Source organism: Nocardia sp. NPDC058176 (genome assembly GCF_042883805.1).
Lineage (GTDB): Bacteria > Actinomycetota > Actinomycetes > Mycobacteriales > Mycobacteriaceae > Nocardia.
This window is the reverse complement of record NZ_JBHVVA010000012.1, coordinates 55,815-77,535: the sequence shown is the minus strand read 5'-3', so window position 1 is coordinate 77,535 and position 21,721 is coordinate 55,815. Positions and strand designations below refer to the sequence as shown.

Genomic DNA, 21,721 nt, shown 5'->3' with positions numbered 1-21,721 from the left:
ACAGCTGTGACTCCGGAATTCGCGTGATCACTGCGGTCGATTGCGCCGGGTTTGCGCCGTGGTGCACGTCGAGACCCGAATCACCCGTAGAATGACGGGTGCCCCCAGCCCGCCCGAACAGGGAGCAAACGGTGACCGACGCCGATCCGACGATCGACAGCACATCCGCACTTCTGGACGAGCCCGAGAACGAGCCCCGTGAGGAGTGTGGCGTCTTCGGCGTCTGGGCTCCGGACGAGGACGTCGCCAAACTCTCCTACTACGGCCTCTACGCGCTGCAGCATCGCGGTCAGGAGGCGGCGGGCATCGCGGTCTCCGACGGCTCCCAGATCCTGGTCTTCAAGGATCTCGGCCTGGTCAGCCAGGTGTTCGACGAGCAGACCCTCGGCGCCATGCCGGGGCACATCGCCGTCGGTCACTGTCGCTACTCCACCACCGGTGGGGTGACCTGGGAGAACGCCCAGCCGATCTTCCGCACCACCGCCGTCGGCTCCGGCCTGGCCCTGGGCCACAACGGCAACCTGGTGAACACCGCCGAATTGGCCGGGCGCGCACGCGAACTCGGTCTCATCGGGGCGGGCGTGGTCAACGGCCGCCCGCAGATGACCGGCGCCACCTCCGATTCCGACATCGTCACCGCGCTGCTGGCCCACGCCGCCGCGGACTCCAGCATCGAACAGGCCGCGATGGAGTTGCTGCCCCAGCTGCGCGGCGCGTTCTGCCTGACCTTCATGGACGAGCACACCCTCTACGCCGCGCGCGACCCGCACGGCGTGCGCCCGCTGGTGCTGGGTCGGCTCGACCGCGGCTGGGTGGTCGCCTCCGAGACCGCCGCGCTCGACATCGTCGGCGCCTCGTTCGTGCGCGAGATCGAGCCGGGCGAGCTGCTCGCGATCGATGCCGACGGCGTGCGTTCGATGCGGTTCGCCAATCCCGAGCCCAAGGGCTGCGTCTTCGAGTACGTGTACCTGGCGCGTCCCGATACGACGATCGCCGGTCGCTCGGTGCACTCCACCCGCGTGGAGATCGGCCGCAAGCTGGCCAAGGAACATCCGATCGACGCCGACCTGGTGATCCCCGTGCCCGAGTCGGGGACGCCCGCCGCGGTCGGGTACGCGCAGGGTTCCGGCATTCCCTACGGCCAGGGCCTGATGAAGAACGCCTATGTGGGCCGTACCTTCATCCAGCCCAGCCAGACCATCCGTCAGCTGGGTATCCGGCTGAAGCTGAACCCGCTGCGTGAGGTGATCCGCGGCAAGCGCCTGATCGTCGTCGACGACTCCATCGTGCGCGGCAACACCCAGCGCGCGCTGATCCGCATGCTGCGCGAGTCCGGCGCGCTCGAGATCCACGTGCGCATCGCCTCACCGCCGGTGAAGTGGCCCTGCTTCTACGGCATCGACTTCGCCTCCCGCGCGGAACTGATCGCCAACGGCACCGGCTCCGACGACAGCTACGCGGACATGGTCGAGAACGTCCGCCGCTCGATCGGCGCCGACAGCCTCGGCTACATCTCCACCGACGGCATGATCGCCGCCACCGAACAACCCCGCTCCCGCCTGTGCACCGCCTGCTTCACCGGCGATTACCCGATCGCCCTGCCCCAGGAAGCCGCCATCGGCAAGAACGTCCTCGAGGGCATGCTCTCGGGCAAGCCGGAGGCGAAACTCCTCGGCGAGAACGTCAACGTGGACGCCCTGAGCCGCCCGTAACCCGATTCTCAGCGAACAGCCCCGGATCCCAGGATCCGGGGCTGTTTTTGTCGTCGTCGTGAGGCGCGCACCCCGAGGACTCGACCAGTGGGTGGTGGGTCAGGATAAACGTTTTCGGGTGGTTGGGGATATTTAGGTAATTAATTTCAGGGAGTGGGTATTTCGTAAGATTAGTTCATAACATCACGGCAATCTTTCGTTGAATTCGAAACTGGGCGGTAATGGTTCGCCTGTACGGTTCCCCGCAATATCGCTGGCTCAACGCGTTGTCGGCGCATCCGTGATCCGGGTGCCGTGGCCGCGCAGTGTTCGAGAATGGAACCTGATGTTGAAGAATCGTGCGAAACAAGTTGTCGCGGTGGGTGTTGCGGCCGTGGTCGGGGTCGCGCTGGCCGGGTGTGGCTCGGGGCGGACCGACGAGGCCGGGTCGGGGGCGGGGATCGTGGTCGGCACCACCGACAAGATCTTCTCGCTCGATCCGGCGGCGGCCTACGACAACGGGTCCCTGATGGTGGAGAACCAGATCTATTCGTATCTGCTGAATTTCGCGCCGGGCGATCCGACGCCCAAGCCCGATGCGGCCGAGAAGTGCGAGTTCACCACGTCGACCGTCTACACCTGCACGATCAAGCCTGGCCTGAAGTTCGCCAGCGGGAATCCGTTGACCGCCAAGAGCGTCAAGTTCTCCTTCGACCGGATGATCGCGATCAACGATCCGCACGGCCCCGCCTCGCTGCTGGGCAATCTCGACAAGACCGATGTGGTCGACGATCTCACCGTCGCGTTCACGCTCAAGGTCGCCGATGACCAGACCTTCCCGACGATCCTGCCCACCCAGGCCGGTCCGATCGTCGACGAGGCGGTGTTCCCGGCCGACAAGGTCGCCACCGACGACGAGGTCGTCGCGGGCAAGGGCTACTCGGGCCCGTACACGATCAGCAGCTACGACAAGAACAAGCTGGTCGAATACCGCGCCAACCCGGACTACCAGGGCATCCTCGGCACCCCGAAGAACAGCTCGGTCTCCACCAAGTACTACGCCACCTCCGACAACCTCAAGCTCGACATCCAGAACGGCGCCGTCGACGTCGGCTACCGCTCGTTCACCCCGACCGACATCGACACCCTGCGCGGCGACAGCAAGGTGAAGGTCACCGACGGCCCCGGCGGCGAGCTGCGCTACATCGTGTTCAACATGAACACCATGCCGGGCACCAGCCCCGAGCAGAAGCTGGCCGTGCGCAAGGCACTGGCGTCCTCGATCGACCGCGAGGCGCTGGCCGCCGGTGTGTACAAGGGCACCTATCAGCCCGCGTACGGCTATGTGCCGCAAGGGATGACGGGTGCGGCCGAGCCGCTCAAGGAGCTCTACGGCGCCAAGCCGGACAAGGCGAAGGCGGAGAAGTTCCTCGCCGACGCGGGTGTGGCCCTGCCGGTGACGCTGAACCTGCAGTACAACCCCGACCACTACGGCTCGAGCTCCTCGGAGGAGTACGCGGCGATCAAGTCCCAGCTCGAGGGCTCCGGGCTGTTCAAGGTGAACCTGCAGTCCACCGAGTGGGTGACCTACCAGAAGGAACGCGCCTCCGACGGCTACCCGATGTACCAGTTCGGCTGGTTCCCCGACTTCCCGGACGCCGACAACTACCTCACGCCCTTCTTCGGCCCGAACAACTTCCTGCAGTCGCACTTCGAGAATCCCGGCATCAACGCGCAGCTGACCGCCGAGACCACCGAGGCCGATCCGGCCAAGCGGGTCGAGCTGATCGAGAAGATCCAGACCGATCTGGCGCAGAACTTCCTGCCCACGCTGCCGCTGCTCTCGGGTAAGCAGGTCGCGGTGTCGACGCCGGGCCTGTCCGGCGTCGAGGACACCCTCGACGGCTCCTTCAAGTTCCGGTTCACGGTACTGAGCAAGTGAGTTACGGACCCGCCGCGTCCGGATCACCGATCCGGACGCGGCGTTTCGGACGTGCGCGTGGTGGCGGCGATTCCCGTCGGTTGGCGCTGCTGCGCTATCTGCTCGTGCGGCTGCTGCTGATCCTGCCGACCGCCTGGCTGCTGGTGACGGTGGTGTTCTTCCTGATGCGGGTGATCGGTGACCCGATCAGCGCGGCCATGGGTGGTCGGCTGACCCAGGACCAGATCGAGGTGCGCAAGGAGGCGGCCGGGCTCAATCGGCCGATCCTGACCCAGTATTGGGAGTACCTCACCGGCCTGCTGCGCGGCGATTTCGGGCGCACGCAGGACAATCAGGAGATCAGCCACGTGGTGGTCACCTATGGTGCCGCAACCGTGGAACTGGTGTTCTGGGGCCTGCTCGTCGCCTTCGCCGTCGGCGTGCCGCTGGGCAGATACGCTGCCACGCACCGTGATTCGGCGGGCGACGCGATGCTGCGCCTGTCGGCGGTGCTCGCCTACGCCGCGCCGGTGTTCTTCGTCGGCATGCTGTTGAAGCTGGTGTTCTCGGTGTGGCTGGGCTGGTTCCCGGTCGGCGGGCGGGCGAGTACCGATGTGGAGCTGGCCCTGCGCCACGTCTCGCCGAAGACGAACATCCTGCTCATCGACGCCATCCTCTATGGTGACGCCTCCTACATCCTCGATGTGCTGAAACACGCTGTGCTGCCTGCGGTTGCGCTCGGTCTGCTCACCGCGGGCATCTTCCTGCGGCTGGTGCGGGTGAACCTCATCCAGACCCTGCGCAGCGACTACGTCGAGGCGGCACGGGCGCGCGGACTCTCGGCGCGCGTGGTGACCGGACGGCACGCGGTGCGCAACGCGCTCATCCCGATCATCACCGTGATGGGCATGTGCATCGCGATGATGCTCGGCGGCGCGGTGCTCACCGAGACCACCTTCGAATGGAAGGGCCTCGGCTACCAGCTCGCCGACTATCTGCGGGCGCGCGACTTCATGGCCGTGCAGGGCATCGTGGCGTTCATCGCACTGGTGGTCGCGGTGATGAGTTTCCTCGTGGACACCGTTGTCGCGCTGATCGATCCGAGGGTGAGGTTCTGATGAGCGCACCGGCAATCAAGCGACGGCGCCTGCCCGGCGCCGGACTGTTCACGATGACCTCGGGGCTGCAACGGATCACGCTCATCGTGGGTCTGGTGCTGGTCGGCGTGTTCGTGTTCGTCGCGGTGTTCGCACCCTTCCTCGCGCCCTACGATCTGGCCCAGAACTCCGCCGACGGCGTGGCTTTCGTGCCGCAGCAGCCGCCCTCGGCCGAGCACTGGTTCGGCACCTCGGTGCGCAGCGAGGACGTGTTCTCGCGCGTGGTGTACGGCGCGCGCACCGCGCTGATGGTGATCGCGATCGCGGTGGTGCTGTCGCTGCTGATCGGGGTACCGCTGGGTCTGCTGTCGGGCTATGTCGGCCGGTGGGTCGACCGGGTGCTCGTGCTGGTGATGGACGCCGTGTACGCGTTCCCCTCGCTGCTGCTGGCCATCGTGGTCTCGATCGTGGTCGCCGGTGGTACGTCGAGCAGTCTCGGTGGCGTGCTGTCGGCGGCGATCGCGATCACGGCGGTGTATGTGCCGCAATACTTTCGGGTGGTGCGCAACGCGACGGTCGCGGTGAAGACCGAACCGTATGTGGACGCGGCCCGGGTCACCGGTGCGTCGACGACGCGAATCATGTTCCGGCACATCCTGTCCAACGTCACCGGTTCGCTGCCGGTGATCATCACCATCAACGCCGCCGACGCCATCCTCACGCTGGCCGCGCTCGGCTTCCTCGGGTTCGGCATCGAGCCGACCCAGGCCGCCGAGTGGGGCTACGACCTGAACAAGGCGCTCAACGATGTGTCCAACGGCATCTGGTGGACCTCGATCTTCCCCGGCGTTGCCATCGTGTTGGTCGTGCTCGGGATGACGCTGGTCGGCGAGAGCCTCGACGAGACGATGAACCCGCTGCTGCGCACCCGCCGCGCCGTCACCTCGGCGCCGGACAAGGAGACCGTCGATGACTGAACGCACGGCCGCGCTGTCGGTCTCGGGCCTGTCGGTCACCTTCTCGACCGACAGCGGACCGGTGAACGCCGTCCGCGATGTGTCCTACGAGGTGTTCCCCGGCGAGGTGCTGGCCATCGTCGGCGAGTCCGGGTCGGGCAAATCGGTGAGTTCGCGGACCGCCATCGGACTGCTGCCGCACACCGCCCATGTGCGCGGGCTGGTCACCCTCGGGGACCGGGCGATCACCGCGATGACCGAACGTCAGCTCACCGCCCTGCGCGGCGGCGAGGTCTCGATGGTGTTCCAGGAACCGGCCCGCGCGCTCGATCCGCTGTTCACCGTCGGATTCCAGCTCTGTGAGGCGCTGCGCGCGCACAGCGGGATGAGTCGGAAAGCGGCGCGGGCCAAGGCGATCGAGCTGCTGCGCACGGTCGGGCTGCCCGATCCGCAGCATCGGGTCGACTACTACCCGCACCAGCTCTCCGGCGGGCAGAAGCAGCGCGTGATGATCGCGATCGCCATCGCCTGCGAACCCAAGGTGATCATCGCCGACGAGCCGACCACCGCGCTCGACGTCACCGTGCAGGCCGAGATCCTGGAACTGCTGCGCGACCTGCGCGACCGGCTCGGCAGCGCCATCGTGCTGATCACCCACAACATGGGCGTCGTCGCCGACCTGGCCGACCGGGTGGTGGTGATGCGCGCGGGGGAGGTGGTCGAACAGGCGCCGGTGCACGAGCTGTTCGCCAGCCCGAAGGCCGAGTACACCCGCGCGCTGCTGGCCGCGGTCCCACATCTGGGAGCGGCGACCATCGAACGGCCCGCGATCGACCGGAGCGCGGAACCGGTGCTCGAGGTGCGCGATCTGGTCGTCACGTTTCCCGGGCCGTTCGGTCGACCGGCATTCCGCGCGGTCGACGGGGTGAGCCTGGAGATCAGGGCGGGGGAGACGCTCGGGCTGGTCGGCGAGTCCGGCTCGGGCAAGTCGACCATCGGGCGCTGCGTGGCCGCACTGCAACGCCCGAGCGCGGGGCACGTGCTCATCCGCGGCCAGGACATCGCCGAGCTGTCCCAGCGCAAGCTGCGCCCGATCCGGCGCCGGTTCGGGTTCGTGTTCCAGGACCCGGCGGGCTCGCTCAACCCGCGCCTGACCGTCGGGGAGTGTGTGGCCGAGCCGCTCGTCGTGCACGGCATCGGTGAGCGGACGGCCATCCGCGAGCGGGTCCGGCACATGCTCGACGACGTCCAGCTGCCCGCGGGCACGGAGAACCGCTATCCGCACGAACTGTCCGGCGGCCAGCGCCAGCGCGCCAGCCTGGCCAGGGCGCTGGTACTCGATCCGGACCTGCTCGTCGCCGACGAGCCGACCAGCGCGCTGGACGTCTCGGTGCAGGCGGCGGTGCTCGAACTGTTCGCCGAACTGCAGCGCGGCTGCGGCTGGGCGTGTCTGTTCATCAGCCACGACCTGGCCGTCGTCGACCAGCTCGCCGACCGGATCATGGTGCTGCGCGAGGGCACCTGCGTCGAGGAAGGCGACAACGAGCAGATCCTGCGCGACCCACGGCACGAGTACACCCGCCGCCTTGTCGCCGCCGTTCCGGTCCCCGACCCGGTCGAACAGCGCAGGCGCCGGGCCGAGATCGGCGCCACATTCGCCACCGAGCTGGAACAATGAGCTAGGAGCCGCACGACAGCTGGACAGGCGGATCACTTAGAGTTATCAGGCATCTATCCGCCGATTCGGTTTGGAGCTTTCCCCCACAATGACTGAACAGACCCCCAGCGGTGCAGGCGCTTCCTACGCCGCGGCAGGCGTGAGCATCGAAGCCGGTGACCGCGCCGTCGAATTGTTCGGACCATTGGCGAAGAAGGCCAGCCGACCCGAGGTGCAGGGCGGCATCGGCGGGTTCGCTGGTCTGTTCGCGCTCAAGGGCGGCTACCGCGAGCCCCTGCTCGCGGCCTCCACCGACGGCGTCGGCACCAAGATCGCGGTCGCGCAGGCGCTCGACAAGCACGACACCGTGGGCCTGGACCTGGTGGCCATGGTCGTCGACGACCTGGTCGTCTGTGGCGCCGAGCCGCTGTTCCTGCAGGACTACATCGCCATCGGCAAGGTCGTCCCGGAGAAGGTCGCCGAGCTGGTCTCCGGCATCGCCGAGGGCTGCATCAAGGCAGGCTGCGCGCTGCTGGGCGGCGAGACGGCCGAACACCCCGGTCTGATGGACCCCGACGACTACGACCTGTCCGCCACCGGCGTCGGTGTCGTGGAGGCCGACTCCGTGCTCGGCCCCGACCGCGTGCGCCCCGGCGACGTCGTCATCGCGATGGGCTCCTCGGGCCTGCACTCCAACGGCTACAGCCTGGCCCGCAAGGTGCTGCTCGACATCGACCGCATGTCGCTCACCGGCTACGTCGAGGAATTCGGCCGCACCCTCGGTGAGGAACTGCTCGAGCCGACCCGCATCTACGCCAAGGACTGCCTGGCGCTGATCGCCGAGACCGATGTGCGCACCTTCTCCCACGTCACCGGTGGTGGCCTCGCCGCCAACCTGGCGCGCGTGCTGCCCGCAGGCCTCGTCGCCGAGCTGGATCGTGGCACCTGGAACCCCGCGCCGGTGTTCAAGCTGATCGCCCAGCGCGGGCGGGTCGAGCGGCTCGAGATGGAGAAGACGTTCAACATGGGCGTCGGCATGGTCGCGATCGTCGCCCCCGAGGACGCCGACCGCGCGCTGGCCGTGCTCACCGCGCGCCACATCGACTGCTGGACGCTGGGCCAGGTCAAGAAGGCCGCCGACGCCGACGCACCGCGCGCGGTGTTGCTGGGCGATCACCCCAGGTTCTGACACGCCGAATCCACCACTGAGCCGGGTCGCGTTTTCGCGACCCGGCTCACGTGTCTGTGGGGTTTGCCCCGGCGCCGGTTCGGCTACCCGGTAGAGGTGGCCGGCTCGGGGAGGTCGGGGCCTCGAGGCGGCGAACACGACGAGCGTCCTGTGTGTGCACAGGACGCTCGTTCGTGTATTCGGATGTTCGCCGCACTACTCCATAGCGAGCCTGGCGACGCTGTACCGAACAACGGCTGAAGGGGGAGGCCACCCAGGCCTCCCCCTTCACCGGCGTTCGGTCAGCGGCGCCAGCTGTCGTAGTCGTCGTCCTCGTTGTTCCAACGGGACGGCGACTCGTCTGCGTCGTGCTCATCGGAAATCACTCCGCCACTCCTTGGTTGAGAGTGGAGCGGAGTGCTATCCGACAGCTCGCGCTGAAGGCTCGCGAAGTCGGTCGGCGCGGAGCTGTACTTGAGCTCACGTGCGACTTTGGTCTGCTTTGCCTTAGCCCGGCCACGGCCCATGGCTGACCCCCTCGCGTCACTGCGGGGCGGCCTGGGGTTTGTTGGCGGCCCCGTTCGAATTAATACTCTTCCTGACAGACACTTTAGCGTGTGTCAGGCAGTCGCGCTCCCAGGAGTCGGTGAAGAACTGCCGAACCGGTGCCGTTTGCCCCTACTTCGCCGAGACCGCCTGGTCTCAGAGCACCCCCGGAATCGCGCGGATCACACCGACTCTGGCATCGCCACCGAGCACGGCGGTGGCCGCGAGCTCGGTGTGCTGGTCGGTCCAGTCCACTCCGAGTCTGCGCAGAATCGCCAGCGTCAGCGGCATCCGGGCCCGGTCGTGACCGTCGTCGATCTTGTACGCGAAGGCCCTTCCGTCGGGCAGCGCACCCGCGTGCACACCGTCGGCGCCGATCTTGCAGAACAGTCCGGGAGTGCTCGACATGGCCAGCAGATCCGGGCCGCTCGTGCCCGAAATCACTCGCGGATTCGCCCGAACGGCATCGGCGATCCGGCGCGGCGCGGTGCCGGGTTCGGCCGTGGTGAACCCGGCGAAGGCGCGCGCGAGATTGATCAGCGAGACGGGCACGATCGGCAGGCCGCAGCCGTCGATGCCCAGGTCGGTCTCCGGTTCGCCGGTGACGTCGGCGATGGTGGCGAGGACCGCCTGCTGGAGCGGGTGTTCGAGGTCGAGATATCCGGTGCGCGGCCAGTCGTTGATCGCGCAGGTCGCCAGCATCGCCGCGTGTTTGCCCGAGCAGTTCATGTACAGCGGGCTGGCACCCGCGCCGGTGAGCGCGGCGGCGCGGGCGATCTCGGCGAAGGGCAGGTCGGGCGGGCAGGCCAGGTCGGCGGGGGTGAAGCCGAAACGGTCGAGCAACCTGCGGACCAGGACCAGATGGTCGGGCTCGCCGAAGTGTGAGGCGGTGGTGATGGCGAGTTCGGCGTCGTCGACCGGGTCGAAGCCGTTGCGCAGCAGGGCCAGCGCCTGCATCGGCTTGTTGGTCGAGCGGGGGAAGATCGGGCCGTGCACCTCGCCGAGCTCCAGGGTGGGTGTGCCGTCGGCGTCGAGCACGACGACCGACCCGCGGTGCACGCACTCACGGAAGCCGGAACGCACGACCTCGACCAGGTCCACACTCATGCGGTGCCCTCCCGTCGCGCCTCGGCCGCGATCACGACCTGGCCTCCACCCGGCGTCCGGCGCGGGTGTGCCGGTCGATCTGCATGCGCACGTCCGCCGAGATCGTCGGCTCCTCGGTGCGCAGTCGTTCGAGCAGCGCGGGGTCGGCGCCGGTGAACAGGTCGCGCACGGTGATGCCGTGCTCGGGGACGTACACCACGCGGACCTCGTCGCCCGCGCCGATCGTGCCCTCGGTGAGCACCCGGAAGTAGCAGCCGGTGTCGGACCGCAGGGCGAAGCGCTTGACCCACTGGCGTTCGCCGGACCACTGCTGGAAGGTCGCGCACGGGACGCGGGGCGCGCTGACCTCGAGCAGGGTGTCGCCGATCGCCCAGTGCGCGCCGAGCACGGCGTCGCTGGCGGGCAGGCCGCTCAGACGCAGGTTCTCACCGAACCAGCCCGCGGGGAGTTCGCGGTCGAGTTCGCCGGCCCAGCGAGCGGCGTCCTCCGCGGCGTAGGCGTACACGGCCTGGTCGAGGCCGCCGTGATTGACGGTGTCGCAGACGTGGTCACCGGCCAGGCCCAGCGCGCGGACCTCGACGCGACCCTCGACGGGCCGCTTGTCGATGGCACTGCGGCCCACGCGGCCGCGCACCTCGATGTCCGCGTGCACGACGCACACGGCCTCGACCCGGCCGGTGTCACCGACGCGCATGGTCGGACGGTTCATCGCCCGCGCAGCCGGTCGACGGCGGCCCGGCCCGCCTGGATGGTGTTCTCGGCGGGGATCGAGTCCGGGTCGATGGCGGCGGCCATCGTGCCGACCACCAGTTCGGTGGTCGCGGGCACCGACCGCTTCACCAGCGCCAGTGCGATCGGGCCGAGTTCGAAGTGGTCGACGACCGTGCCGAGCCTGCCGACCGTGCGGCCACCGGCGGTGACGTCGTCGCCGACCGCGGGGCGCTCGTCGGCCGAGCCGTCCAGGTGCAGCAGCACCAGATTGCGCGGCGGCTTGCCCAGGTTGTGCACCCGGGCGACGGTCTCCTGCCCGCGGTAGCACCCCTTGTCCAGGTGCACGGCGCCGCGTTCCTCGGGGCCGCCGATCCAGCGGGCCTCGTGCGGGATGGTGCGCTCGTCGGTGTCCACGCCGATCCGGGGCCGCAGATCGGCGACCCGCAGCGCCTCGAAGGCCCACATCCCCGCCGGTTCCGCGCCCGCGGCGGTGAGCTTGCTCCACCAGGCGCCGAGTTCGGCGCGCGGGATGATCAGGTCGAACGATTCCGGGCCGGGCCACGGCATCCGCCGCAGGAAACCGCCCGGCACGGCCACGGCGGCGTAGACCTCGGGGAGTTCGGTGATGCCGAGTGCGTCGAGCAGCCGGTGCGCCTGCGGGCCGAGCAGGCTCAGTACGGCGTGATCGTCGGCGGCTTCGGGCTTGGCATCGGCCCAGAAGACCATCTTCTGCAGGAACGACAACAGCTCGGGGCCGCGGTCGGCCTCGGTGTCGAGCCAGACGGTGCCGTCGAGGTCGGTGAGCACGAAGTGGTGCTGCACGCGGCCGTTGAGATCGAGGTCGAGATTCTCGGCGCTGCGGCCATCGCCCAGCGCGGTGAGATGCTGGCTGGTGATGGTGTGCAGCCAGCTCAGACGCTCGGCGCCGGTGATCCGGGCGACGCTGCGATGGGAGCGATCCACGACCGCGACCCGTTGCGCGGCGGCCTTCTGCTCGCCGAACGGATCGCCGTAATGCCAGGCGACCGCGGCGTCCGGGGAGCCCGGTGCGCCCGCGACGGCACCCGGAGTTAGGAGAACAGGACTGGGGGCGACGACCACCGACACATCAACCACTGTAGGCCGCCGCGCCGACATGTGCCGCAGGCGGGCGTCGGATTCGTGGCAGCCGTAGGCATAACGGAGCTATAACGCCTACGCTCGTCACATGGGAGAACGGGTACTTGTGACACTCGACGGCGCGCTCGCTGATGCGGACGCGCCGTTGCTTTATGCCGACGATATCGGCGCACTCCGCGGCGACGGAGTCTTCGAAACCATCTTGGTGCGCGGCGGTACGGCGACCGCGCTGGAATTTCATCTGGCCAGACTCCGGCGCTCGGCGCAAGCGCTGGAACTGCCGGAGCCCGAACTGTCGAAATGGCGCGCCGCGGTCGAACGCGCCGTCAAGGAATGGGGTGCCGACGAGGAGGGCATGCTGCGGCTGATCTACACCCGCGGCCGCGACTCCGAATTCGACGCACCGCGCTCGGAGCTGGCGCCGGAGGACCCGCAGCCCACCGCGTTCGTGCTCGTCTCCCCGGTTCCGGCGCGGGTGGCCACCGCACGCGCCGAGGGCGTGAAGGTGATGTCGCTGGCACGCGGCATCTCGGTCGACCTGGCCCAGGCCGCGCCGTGGCAGCTGCTCGGCGCGAAGACGCTGTCCTACGCGACCAACATGGCGGCGCTGCGATTCGCCCGGCGGATGGGCGCCGAGGACGTCATCTTCCACAGCACCGAACACAAGGTGCTGGAGGGGCCGCGCTCGTCGGTGGTGATCGCTCGCGGCAAGGAACTGATCACCCCGCCGGCGAAAAGCGGTGTGCTGCCGGGGGTTACTCAGCGTTCGCTGTACGCGGTCGCGGAGAAGGCGGGCTGGGAGTGCAAGTACCAGACGCTGTTCACCGCTGACCTGTTCGACTGCGACAGCATCTGGCTGCTGTCGAGCATCACGTTGGCCGCGCGGGTGAACCAGCTCGACGGTGTGCGCATGTCAGCGCCCGACAACGTGCAGGAGATCATCGATCTCGTGGACAAGGGGATCGAACGACCGGGCGCCATCGGCGACTGGTGAACCGTGCGCGGGGCACGGGTGGGCGTGCCCCTGCGGGGAATTCGAGCAAATTTCCGGCGTGTCGTGGCGGTTGTCACGCTTGTCGCCCGTACTTCTCGGCGTACGATCTACTACAAGTTGTCGTAGTAGTGGCTGGAGGGTCGGATGGACACGCTGGACGTCTCCCGGTGGCAGTTCGGGATCACGACCGTCTACCACTTCATCTTCGTCCCGCTGACCATCGGTCTGGCGCCGCTGATCGCCATGATGCAGACCGCGTGGGTGGTCACCGGTAACGAACGCTGGTACCGGCTCACCAAGTTCTTCGGGAAATTGTTCCTGATCAACTTCGCCCTCGGCGTCGCGACCGGCATCGTGCAGGAATTCCAGTTCGGCATGAACTGGAGCGAATACTCCCGCTTCATCGGCGACGTCTTCGGCGCGCCACTGGCGCTGGAAGCGCTCATCGCCTTCTTCATGGAGTCGACGTTCATCGGCCTGTGGATCTTCGGCTGGACGCGATTGCCCAAACTCGTTCACCTGGCCACGATCTGGATGGTCGCCATCGGCGTGAACGCCTCGGCCTATTTCATCGTCGCCGCGAACTCGTTCATGCAGCACCCGGTCGGCGCGCGCTACAACCCCGAGACCGGACGCGCTGAGCTGGAAAGCATTTGGGCGCTGCTCACCAACAACACGACGCTGGCGGCGTTCCCGCATGTCGTGGCGGGCGCGTTCCTGACCGCGGGCACCTTCGTCGCCGGGATCGCGGGCTGGTACATGGTGCGCAACGCGCGCAGCGGTGACGCCGCGAAACTCGACGAGGCGCGCACGATGTGGCGGCCGGTGGGGCGGGCCTCGCTGGTGGTGGTCGCGCTCTCCGGCGCCGCGCTGATCTTCACCGGCGACATCCAGGGCAAGCTGATGTTCGAACAGCAGCCGATGAAGATGGCCTCGGCGGAATCGTTGTGCCACACCGAGACCGACCCCGATTTCTCGATTCTCACGGTCGGCACGCACAACAACTGCGACAGCGTCACTCACGTGCTGAAGGTGCCCTATGTGCTGCCGTATCTCGCCAAGGGCGAGTTCTCCGGGGTGACCCTCGACGGCGTGCAGGACCTGCAGGAGACCTACAACGTGCTGTACGGGCCGGGCGACTACCGGCCGAACCTGTTCGTCACGTACTGGTCCTTCCGCGCCATGATCGGTCTGGCCGCGGGCTCGGTGCTGCTGTTGCTCGCCGGTCTGTGGGTGACGCGCGGCGGCCGGGTGCCGGATCAGCGCTGGTTCTCGTGGCTGAGCCTGCTCGCCATCCCCACCCCGTTCCTGGCCAACAGTTCGGGCTGGGTGTTCACCGAGATGGGGCGTCAGCCGTGGGCGGTGGTGCCCAATCCGACCGGGGATCCGAACATCAGGATGACGGTGCAGCAGGCCGTCTCCGATCACGCGCCCGGGACCGTGTTGTTCTCGCTGGCGGTGTTCACGCTGCTCTACGGTGCACTCGCGGTGGTGTGGTTCTACCTGATCCGGCGGTATGTCATCGCCGGACCCGACGCGCCCGCCCCGGAGCGGACCGAAGAACCCGAGGGCCCCGACGGCCCCGGCAAACCTGGCAAACCGGAAGAGCCCGTCGAACAACTGTCGTTCGCGTACTAGGAGCCTGCGATGACTCTGCAACTGTTCTGGTTCGTGCTGATCGGTGTGCTGTTCACCGGCTACTTCGTGCTCGAGGGCTTCGATTTCGGGGTGGGCATGCTCATGCCGATTCTCGGGAAGGGGTCCGACAAGCGGCGACGCGTGGTGCTCAACACCATCGGGCCGGTGTGGGACGGCAACGAGGTCTGGCTGATCACCGCCGGTGGGGCGCTGTTCGCGGCGTTTCCCGAGTGGTACGCCAGCCTGTTCTCCGGGTTCTATCTGGCGCTGCTGCTGTTGCTGGTGGCGTTGATCCTGCGGATCTGCGCCATCGAATACCGCGGCAAGATCAACGATCCCAAGTGGCGGGCCTGGTGCGATATCGGCATCGGGATCGGGTCGTGGATTCCGGCCCTGGCCTGGGGATGGGTCTTCGCGAACATGGTGCGCGGGGTGCCGCTGAACGAGAAGAAGCAGATCGTCGGGTCGGTGTGGGATCTGCTCAGTCCCTACGCGCTGCTCGGCGGGCTGGCGACCGGTGTGCTGTTCGCGCTGCACGGCGCGATCTTCCTCGTGCTCAAGACCGCAGGCGAGGTCCGCGACGACGCCCAGCGCACCGCGCACCTGCTACTGATCCCGACCGTGCTGATCGTCGGTGCGTTCGGCCTGTGGACCCAGCTCGCCTACGGCACCGGCTGGACCTGGGCCGCGCTCGGCGCCGCCGTACTCGGGCTTGTCGTCGCCGGATCGGCGAACATGGTGGGTCGCGACGGATGGGCCTTCGTCGGCACCACGCTCACCGTCATCGCCGCGACCGTGCTCATCGTCGGCTCGATGTACCCGAACGTGTTGCCCTCCACCATCGATCCCGCCTTCCACCTCACCATCGACAACGCGTCCTCGACGCCGTACACGCTGAAGGTGATGAGCTGGGCGGCCGTCATCGCCACACCCGTGGTGCTGATCTACCAGGGGTGGACCTACTGGGTGTTCCGCCAGCGCATCCGGGTCGAACAGATCCCCGCGCCCATCGGGCTGCCGCTGAGCAAGGACTGACGCGGTGGTGTCGGCGAAGGAGCGTTCGGCTGCCGGGCGGCGACCCGTCGACCCTCGCCTGTGGCGGTACGCGCGGGCCGCCCGGCCACATCTGGTGGTCGCCGTGCTGCTCGCACTGGTGATCACGATGACGATCGTGGTCATCGCGTTGATGCTCGGCCGGGTCCTCGCCGGGGTCATCACCGATCCGGACAAGCGCGAATTCGGTGTCTGGACCGCCGAACTGGTGGCGCTGGCAATCGCGGTCGCGGTGCGGGCGCTGGCCAGCTGGTGGCAGGCGCGGCTCGCGCATCGAGCCGGGAGCGTGGTGGTCGCGGAGCTGGAGAACGCGGTGCTGCGCTCCGGCGCCGAACTGACCCCGCGGGAACTCGACGCGCGCCGCACGGAGATCGCCGTGGTGGTCGGCAACGGGCTCAACGGATTACGCGGCTGGTTCACCGGCTATCTGCCCGCGCTGCTGCTGGCCTGTCTCGTGCCGCCGGTCGTGCTGGTCGTCATCGCCCTGCACGATCGGACCTCGGCACTGATCGCGGTGATCACCGTGCCGCTGATCCCGCTGTTCATGGTGCTCATCGGGCTGCTCACCCAGGGACGGGCCGAGGCCACCCTGGCCGCGACGACCCGTTTGTCCGATCAGATCCTCGACCTGTTCGCCGGCATGCCGACCCTGCGCGCACTCGGACGCGAAGGTGGCGACCGGCCGGGGATGGCCGATCAGGTGCGGGCACTGGGGGATTCGCTGCGGCGCCGGACCATGCGCGCGCTGCGCATCGCGTTCCTGTCCTCGATGGTGCTGGAAAGTCTTGCGACGCTGAGCGTCGCGTTGATCGCGGTGGCGATCGGGTTGCGGTTGGTCTACGGCGAGATGACGCTGTACGCCGGGCTCGTGGCATTGATCCTCGCGCCGGAGGTGTACTGGCCGTTGCGGCAGGTGGGGGAGAAGTTCCACGCGGCGCAGGATGGGATGGCGGCGGCGGAGAAGGCGTTCGCGGTGTTGGAACCGGCGCGTGTGGAACCTGTTGCTGCGGAGGGCGATCAGCGGCTCGCGGATGGGGCCTCGGCGGCGCGGGCCGATGTCTCGGGGGTATGGGGTGTGGTGGCCGGGGGTGGTCGGGATTCGGGTGCGTCGGACGGCCGAGGGGCCATGGTGAATCCTGGGCAGGGCGCGGGTTCTGATCTCGGTGCGGAACGCGGCGGCCAGGTGCGGGGCGCCGATGTGGTGGGGATAGGACCCGCCCATGATGCCGACTCGCGCTTGGGTGACGTTGCGTCGGCGCATAGTGGGCGCGGGGCCCGGCCTGTACTGCGAGATGTGCGCGGCGCGGCACCGATGGTGCGAGACGCCCGCAGCACTCCGCCGGTGGCGCGGGATGTGCGCGGGACCCCACTGGTGGTGCGAGGCGTGCGTATCGCGTTGCGCGGATTGACCGTGGGCGCGCGAACCGGTGCGGCGCCCGATCGGCTGACCGCTGACCTCGAGCCCGGGTTGGTGACCGTGCTGACCGGTCCCAACGGTTGTGGGAAATCGACCACGCTGCAAGCGATTCTGGGACTAATCGAGCCTGATGCGGGTGCGGTGCTGGTCGACGGTGTCGATGTGCGCGATCTCGATCAGGATGCCTGGTGGGGTCATGTCGCCTGGTTGCCGCAGCGGCCGGTCCTGGTGCCGGGGACGCTGCGCGAGAACGTGGAACTGCTCGGCGCCCGAGCGGCCGACATCGAATCGCCCGGTGCGGAACTGGTCGATCGCATCGAACAGATCAGTGCTGCAACCGGATTCGACGAAGTGCTCGGCGAACTACCTGACCGCTGGGACACCGTGGTCGGCCAGGGCGGCACCGGCCTGTCCCTCGGTCAACGCCAACGCCTGGCCCTCACCCGAGTCCTGGCCGCCCACCGCCCCGTCCTCCTGCTCGACGAACCCACCGCCCACCTCGACGCAGAGAGCGAGCACCGCGTGCTCACCACCCTCCGCACCCTCGCCGCCGAAGGCGCCACCGTCGTCGTCATCGGCCACCGCCCGACTGTCTTGGCTGCCGCCGATGTGGTCATCGAGGTCGCCGCACGATTCGACCCGGACCACGACGATCCGCCAGCCGACGAAGGCTCATCGGCGAGCGACCCGCCGAAAGCTGATTCCGGGAGCTCCGCCGGTCCCGCCTCGATAGGCGAACAGCTGACCGGGGAGCCTTCCGAGAGCGCGATCCACGGTGGTGCGGTGCGGGCGCGAAGTGGTGACGCGACCGCCCGTGGTGGTGCTGGGGTGTGGGTCTCGTGAGGGCGGCCCGGCCGGGAACGGTGGTGGGGGATGTGCGGGAGATGTGGGGACTGCTCGCGTTGTCCCCGTGGCGGGTCGCGGTGGCGATCGGGTGGGGGGTGCTGGCGCTGGGGAGTGGGCTCGCGCTGGCGGCGCTGGCGGCGTGGTTGATCGCGCGGGCCTGGCAGATGCCGCCGGTGCTGTATCTGAGCGTGGCGGTGACCGCCGTGCGGGCGCTGGGGATCTCGCGCGGGTTGTGCCGGTATCTGGAGCGGCTCGCCACCCACGATGTGGCGTTGCGGGCGATGACGTCGGCGCGGACCACCGTGTATCGCACGCTGGCGCAATCGGATATCTGGTGGTGGCAGGAGCGGGGGAACTCCGCCGTCTCGGGGGGCAACAGTGGTGCGGAGGCGTCCGCATCGGATCAGTCGGTGGCCGGGAATACCGTACGCGCGAAGGTCGATGCGGCAGAGCGGGCGGGTACCGGAAGCGGTACCGCGCGGGAACTGCGGCGTGGGGACGTGCTCGTTCGGGTGGGTGCCGATATCGATGATCTGGGGGCCGTGGTCGTCCGGGTGTTCGTGCCGGTGGCTGTCGCGGTGGTGTTGTCGCTCGCTGCGGTGGGGTTGATGGCGTGGATCTCGGTGACCGCGGCGGTGATTCTCGCCGGCGCGCTGGCGGTTTCGGGGATTCTCGCGCCGTGGTTGTCGGGGAAGGCGGCGCAGGAGGCCGAGCGGGCGGTGCGAGCCGATCGGGCTGAGTTCACCGCCGAGGCGATGACGGTGCTCGATCATGCGGCCGAACTGCGGGTCGCGGGCAGGCTCGACGCGGCACTCGCGCAGGCGGACAAGGCTTCTCGACGTGCCGTCGCCGCTGAGGATGCCGCAGCTTCACGAAGTGCCTGGGCCGCCGCGGCGACCCCACTCTCGATCGGCGTCAGCGCGTTCGGCGCCCTCCTGGTCGGCATCGCCGCCTACGGCCCCACCGGCGGACTCCCCGGCGGGATGACCCCGATGGCCCTCACCATCCTGGTCCTCGTCCCCCTCTCCGCCTTCGAAGCCGTCGGCGCGCTCCCCGCCGCCGCGACCACCCTGACCACCTCCCGCGCCGCCCTCCACCGCCTGCGCAGCGCGGCACCGGGATTGGACCGCTTCGCCGGGAACGGGCCGATGGCTGGGCGAACGTCGGGCGATCCATCAACCGCCACAGACGATCGAGCCACCCCGGATGTCGGGCACGTAGCAGCAGCCGGGCGTGCCGCGGCCGCTGGCTACACGCCAGCACCTGACGGCGCAGCCGAGAGCACGACAGCTGGTGGCATGGCCGCCGCGAGGCACGCGGCAACAGCTGGGACCGGGTGCGAGCTGACCGCGGCAGCCGGAGGCACTGCGGCGACAGCGTGCACAGCCCAGGGGATCGAACTGCCGGAGGGGCGGCGGGTGGCCGTGGTCGGACCCAGCGGAGCTGGGAAAACGACCCTGCTGATGGCGTGGGCGGGATTGTTCGGCACCCCTCGCGATGGTGTCACCTTCTTCGCCGAGGACGCGCATCTGTTCGGCACATCGATCCTGGAGAACCTACGCGTCGCCCGCGGCGACATCACCGACGCCGAAGCCGAAAATGCCCTGCGCGCAGTCGGTCTCGGCCCGTGGCTGGATACTCTCCCGAACGGCGTACACACCGGCCTCACCGCGGGCGCCGCCGCCGTCTCGGGCGGTCAGCGCCGCCGCATCCTCCTCGCCCGCGCCCTCCTCGCCCCCGCCCACACCCTCCTCCTCGACGAACCCACTGAGCACCTGCCCGCCGCCGAGGGCGAGCAACTCCTGCGCGCCCTCCTCGACGCCGACAGCGGCCTCGTCGCCCCCGACCGCATCGTCGTCGTGGTCACCCACCAACTCCCTGCTGACCACCATGCCGACACGGTTGTCACGATCGACCCCACCGGTGCGTGCCGAGTTACCCACCCCCGCGCCTCGACCACCTGACCCGGCGAGTCGACCACCATGCCCGCGGATCGCGCGGTCATCCCCGCTGAAGTACACCGGAAGAACTCGCCCAGGTCAGACCCACAATTAAATCAATTGCCGCCCTGGCCCCACCCCACTAGATTCATCAGTACACAAGAGAGGAGGTGGTCTGAAGAATGTATGTTCAACGGATGCGTGAGGTGGCTGCCCGCTAGCAGCACACCCTGCGGGATTTCCCCAGCGGTGCGCTGAGCGAATCCCAAGCAGTCACCCGACCCCCGAGCCCCCGGACGATCCAACCGGGACCGCCACGTTCCCCGGAACGTGACGACATGGCTCGGGGGTCGCTCCATGTCCGGAGGAAAACCTGCTTCTCGCGGCGGTGAGGTGCCGCTACGATGTGAGGATGAACGCAGAGCCACTGCCTGACGAGGTGGACGAGGTGGATGCGCCACCTGAGTGGTTGGCGCCTGCCGGGGGGTACACAGCCGAGAAGTTCCTTGCGATGCGCGGATTGCCGAAGCACACCGAGTTGATCGATGGGGGATTGGTCTTCGTGAGTCCGCAGCGCAAGTGGCACCGTCGGGTGATCTCGATGATTCGCGGGCAGCTGCGTTCTCAAGCGCCGGACGAATGGCGAGCGGATCGTGAGATGACAGTGCGGCTCGGATTGCGGCAGATGCCCGAACCCGATGTGTTGATCGTGAGCGCGGAAGCATTCGGCCGCGATGACCCTCAAAGCTATTACGAGGCAGCCGATGTCGCACTTGTTGTCGAGGTGGTTTCGCCGGACTCCGAGGAGCGCGACCGCGACACGAAGCCGTTCAAGTACGCCAAGGCGGGAATTCGCCATTTCTGGCGGGTCGAGCGGGGCGACGCCGATCATGTCATCGCCTATGCCTATGAGCTCGACCCGGTCACCAGCCGGTATGTGCCCGTCGGCATTTTTCATGATCGGCTGACCATCGGTGTCCCGTTTCCGATCGATCTCGATCTGACCGACCTCGAGAACTAGCGTCCGAACAGCTCAGCCGATGTAGCGCTGGAGGCGGGCGGATAGGCGGGGTTCGAGGGCGCCGTCGGGGTTGACTCGTTCTTCGACGTAGGCGAGGTCGCCGCCTTCTACGATGCCGTAGAGGCGCTTGGCGCCGCCGACGACGGAGCCGGACTGGCTGCGGATCACCACGTCGGTGGCCAGTTCCCAGGAGGACTGGGTGCGGGCGGTGCCGTAGAACAGTTCGACGATGCCGGAGCTGTGGGTGAGCAGGAATTCGAGCATCTCGGCGTCGCCGTCGGTGCCTACTCGCCAGAAGCCGCTCTCGCGCAGGTCGGGGCCGGTGTAGTTGCCCCCGGAGTCGAGTTTCCAGGTCTGCGATTGCCAGGCCAGGTAGTCGCCGCCGTCGTGGGAGACGATGATCTGCTGACCGAAGTGGTAGTCGCCCTCGGTGGGGTGGTTGCCCTCGCCCTCGCCGCGCCACACGCCGACCAGCGGCAGCAGGGCCAGCATGGCGTGGTTCAGATCCGGACCCTCGCGCAGATTCGCGGTGTCGGGGGGCAGCGGAAGATCCGGCAGGACCGAAATGTTTCGGACGCCGGTCTCTTTGGCTCGTTCGGCGGCGACGTTGACCGCCTCGTCACCGCTGCGACGCTCGGCCGGAGCGTCTGCTACTTCACTCGCTCGCTCGGCCGGATCAGAACCCTCGCTCGCGAGCCCGCTCATGACTCGGTGAACAGGCGGTAGAAGACGTAGAGGCCGAACCAGCCGATGAGGATCGACACGGCGATGAGGAGAATCTCGAAGAAGAGGACCACAGTCGAATTCTAACTACTCGGCGGATGGGATACGACAACGGC

General features: G+C 68.2%; 17 protein-coding genes. 12 read left to right on the top strand and 5 right to left on the bottom strand.

Annotation, left to right across the window (positions count from 1 at the left end; all coding sequences use genetic code 11):
• Positions 1-131: 131 nt before the first annotated feature.
• The 6 genes from purF (at position 132) to purM (ending at position 8,511) form a co-directional block, all read left to right on the top strand.
• Positions 132-1,712, top strand: a complete 1,581-nt coding sequence (purF, locus tag ACFVVM_RS33455; protein WP_387626519.1) for an amidophosphoribosyltransferase — start codon at positions 132-134, stop codon at positions 1,710-1,712.
• Between the two features lie 325 nt (positions 1,713-2,037).
• A complete protein-coding gene (locus ACFVVM_RS33450; RefSeq protein ID WP_387626517.1) occupies positions 2,038-3,633 on the top strand; it encodes an ABC transporter substrate-binding protein in 1,596 nt (531 codons plus the stop codon).
• An 86-nt stretch (positions 3,634-3,719) separates the two neighbouring features.
• Entirely contained in the window at positions 3,720-4,730 is a 1,011-nt protein-coding gene (locus tag ACFVVM_RS33445) for an ABC transporter permease (protein ID WP_387626559.1), read from the top strand.
• Complete coding sequence (locus ACFVVM_RS33440; RefSeq protein ID WP_387626515.1) at positions 4,730-5,686, top strand: ABC transporter permease; 957 nt, start codon at positions 4,730-4,732, stop codon at positions 5,684-5,686. The genes ACFVVM_RS33445 and ACFVVM_RS33440 overlap by 1 nt, the downstream gene beginning before the upstream one ends.
• Positions 5,679-7,343: an ABC transporter ATP-binding protein gene (locus ACFVVM_RS33435; protein ID WP_387626513.1), complete on the top strand. Its 1,665-nt coding sequence runs from the start codon at positions 5,679-5,681 to the stop codon at positions 7,341-7,343. Before ACFVVM_RS33440 ends, ACFVVM_RS33435 begins: the two co-directional genes overlap by 8 nt.
• An 88-nt stretch (positions 7,344-7,431) precedes the next feature.
• On the top strand, positions 7,432-8,511 hold the full coding sequence (gene purM, locus ACFVVM_RS33430; RefSeq protein ID WP_387626511.1) for a phosphoribosylformylglycinamidine cyclo-ligase: 1,080 nt from the start codon (positions 7,432-7,434) through the stop codon (positions 8,509-8,511).
• Positions 8,512-8,792: 281 nt separating this feature from the next.
• On the opposite strand, the gene ACFVVM_RS33425 is transcribed toward purM, so the two are convergent.
• From ACFVVM_RS33425 to ACFVVM_RS33410, 4 genes are all read right to left on the bottom strand, one after another.
• The gene (locus ACFVVM_RS33425) at positions 8,793-9,017 is read right to left on the bottom strand and encodes a DUF3073 domain-containing protein (RefSeq protein ID WP_071926185.1); all 225 of its coding nucleotides are present in this window, start codon (positions 9,015-9,017) and stop codon (positions 8,793-8,795) included.
• A 175-nt stretch (positions 9,018-9,192) separates the two neighbouring features.
• Entirely contained in the window at positions 9,193-10,143 is a 951-nt protein-coding gene (locus ACFVVM_RS33420; protein ID WP_387626509.1) for an asparaginase, read from the bottom strand.
• A 31-nt stretch (positions 10,144-10,174) separates the two neighbouring features.
• A complete protein-coding gene (locus tag ACFVVM_RS33415; protein ID WP_387626507.1) occupies positions 10,175-10,837 on the bottom strand; it encodes an MOSC domain-containing protein in 663 nt (220 codons plus the stop codon).
• A gap of 11 nt (positions 10,838-10,848) precedes the next feature.
• Positions 10,849-11,991, bottom strand: coding sequence for a YgfZ/GcvT domain-containing protein (locus ACFVVM_RS33410; RefSeq protein WP_387626505.1), 1,143 nt, complete (start codon positions 11,989-11,991; stop codon positions 10,849-10,851).
• Between the two features lie 70 nt (positions 11,992-12,061).
• On the opposite strand from ACFVVM_RS33410, the gene ACFVVM_RS33405 reads away from it, so the two are divergent.
• The 6 genes from ACFVVM_RS33405 to ACFVVM_RS33380 all read left to right on the top strand — a co-directional run bounded on the left by ACFVVM_RS33405 (position 12,062) and on the right by ACFVVM_RS33380 (position 20,882).
• Complete coding sequence (locus ACFVVM_RS33405) at positions 12,062-12,967, top strand: aminodeoxychorismate lyase (protein WP_387626503.1); 906 nt, start codon at positions 12,062-12,064, stop codon at positions 12,965-12,967.
• A 144-nt stretch (positions 12,968-13,111) separates the two neighbouring features.
• Positions 13,112-14,605, top strand: coding sequence for a cytochrome ubiquinol oxidase subunit I (locus tag ACFVVM_RS33400; protein ID WP_387626501.1), 1,494 nt, complete (start codon positions 13,112-13,114; stop codon positions 14,603-14,605).
• A 9-nt stretch (positions 14,606-14,614) separates the two neighbouring features.
• On the top strand, positions 14,615-15,640 hold the full coding sequence (gene cydB, locus ACFVVM_RS33395) for a cytochrome d ubiquinol oxidase subunit II (RefSeq protein WP_387626499.1): 1,026 nt from the start codon (positions 14,615-14,617) through the stop codon (positions 15,638-15,640).
• 4 nt (positions 15,641-15,644) lie between these two features.
• Positions 15,645-17,918 carry an ABC transporter ATP-binding protein/permease gene (locus ACFVVM_RS33390; protein WP_387626497.1) on the top strand — a complete coding sequence of 758 codons (2,274 nt, stop codon included), beginning with the start codon at positions 15,645-15,647 and terminating at the stop codon, positions 17,916-17,918.
• Positions 17,919-17,959: 41 nt separating this feature from the next.
• On the top strand, positions 17,960-19,885 hold the full coding sequence (gene cydC / locus ACFVVM_RS33385) for a thiol reductant ABC exporter subunit CydC (protein ID WP_387626557.1): 1,926 nt from the start codon (positions 17,960-17,962) through the stop codon (positions 19,883-19,885).
• Positions 19,886-20,273: 388 nt separating this feature from the next.
• Entirely contained in the window at positions 20,274-20,882 is a 609-nt protein-coding gene (locus ACFVVM_RS33380; protein WP_387626495.1) for a Uma2 family endonuclease, read from the top strand.
• 12 nt (positions 20,883-20,894) lie between these two features.
• On the opposite strand, the gene ACFVVM_RS33375 is transcribed toward ACFVVM_RS33380, so the two are convergent.
• Positions 20,895-21,587 carry an FABP family protein gene (locus ACFVVM_RS33375; protein WP_387626493.1) on the bottom strand — a complete coding sequence of 231 codons (693 nt, stop codon included), beginning with the start codon at positions 21,585-21,587 and terminating at the stop codon, positions 20,895-20,897.
• Positions 21,588-21,721: the final 134 nt, after the last annotated feature.

Coding starts and splice junctions, on each gene's coding strand:
- ACFVVM_RS33450 (WP_387626517.1), top strand. CDS start 2,038: ATGTTGAAGAATCGTGCGAAACAAGTTGTCGCGGTGGGTGTTGCGGCC.
- ACFVVM_RS33440 (WP_387626515.1), top strand. CDS start 4,730: ATGAGCGCACCGGCAATCAAGCGACGGCGCCTGCCCGGCGCCGGACTG.
- ACFVVM_RS33435 (WP_387626513.1), top strand. CDS start 5,679: ATGACTGAACGCACGGCCGCGCTGTCGGTCTCGGGCCTGTCGGTCACC.
- purM (WP_387626511.1), top strand. CDS start 7,432: ATGACTGAACAGACCCCCAGCGGTGCAGGCGCTTCCTACGCCGCGGCA.
- ACFVVM_RS33425 (WP_071926185.1), bottom strand. CDS start 9,017: ATGGGCCGTGGCCGGGCTAAGGCAAAGCAGACCAAAGTCGCACGTGAG.
- ACFVVM_RS33420 (WP_387626509.1), bottom strand. CDS start 10,143: ATGAGTGTGGACCTGGTCGAGGTCGTGCGTTCCGGCTTCCGTGAGTGC.
- ACFVVM_RS33415 (WP_387626507.1), bottom strand. CDS start 10,837: ATGCGCGTCGGTGACACCGGCCGGGTCGAGGCCGTGTGCGTCGTGCAC.
- ACFVVM_RS33410 (WP_387626505.1), bottom strand. CDS start 11,991: ATGTCGGCGCGGCGGCCTACAGTGGTTGATGTGTCGGTGGTCGTCGCC.
- ACFVVM_RS33405 (WP_387626503.1), top strand. CDS start 12,062: ATGGGAGAACGGGTACTTGTGACACTCGACGGCGCGCTCGCTGATGCG.
- ACFVVM_RS33400 (WP_387626501.1), top strand. CDS start 13,112: ATGGACACGCTGGACGTCTCCCGGTGGCAGTTCGGGATCACGACCGTC.
- cydB (WP_387626499.1), top strand. CDS start 14,615: ATGACTCTGCAACTGTTCTGGTTCGTGCTGATCGGTGTGCTGTTCACC.
- cydC (WP_387626557.1), top strand. CDS start 17,960: ATGTGGGGACTGCTCGCGTTGTCCCCGTGGCGGGTCGCGGTGGCGATC.
- ACFVVM_RS33380 (WP_387626495.1), top strand. CDS start 20,274: ATGAACGCAGAGCCACTGCCTGACGAGGTGGACGAGGTGGATGCGCCA.
- ACFVVM_RS33375 (WP_387626493.1), bottom strand. CDS start 21,587: ATGAGCGGGCTCGCGAGCGAGGGTTCTGATCCGGCCGAGCGAGCGAGT.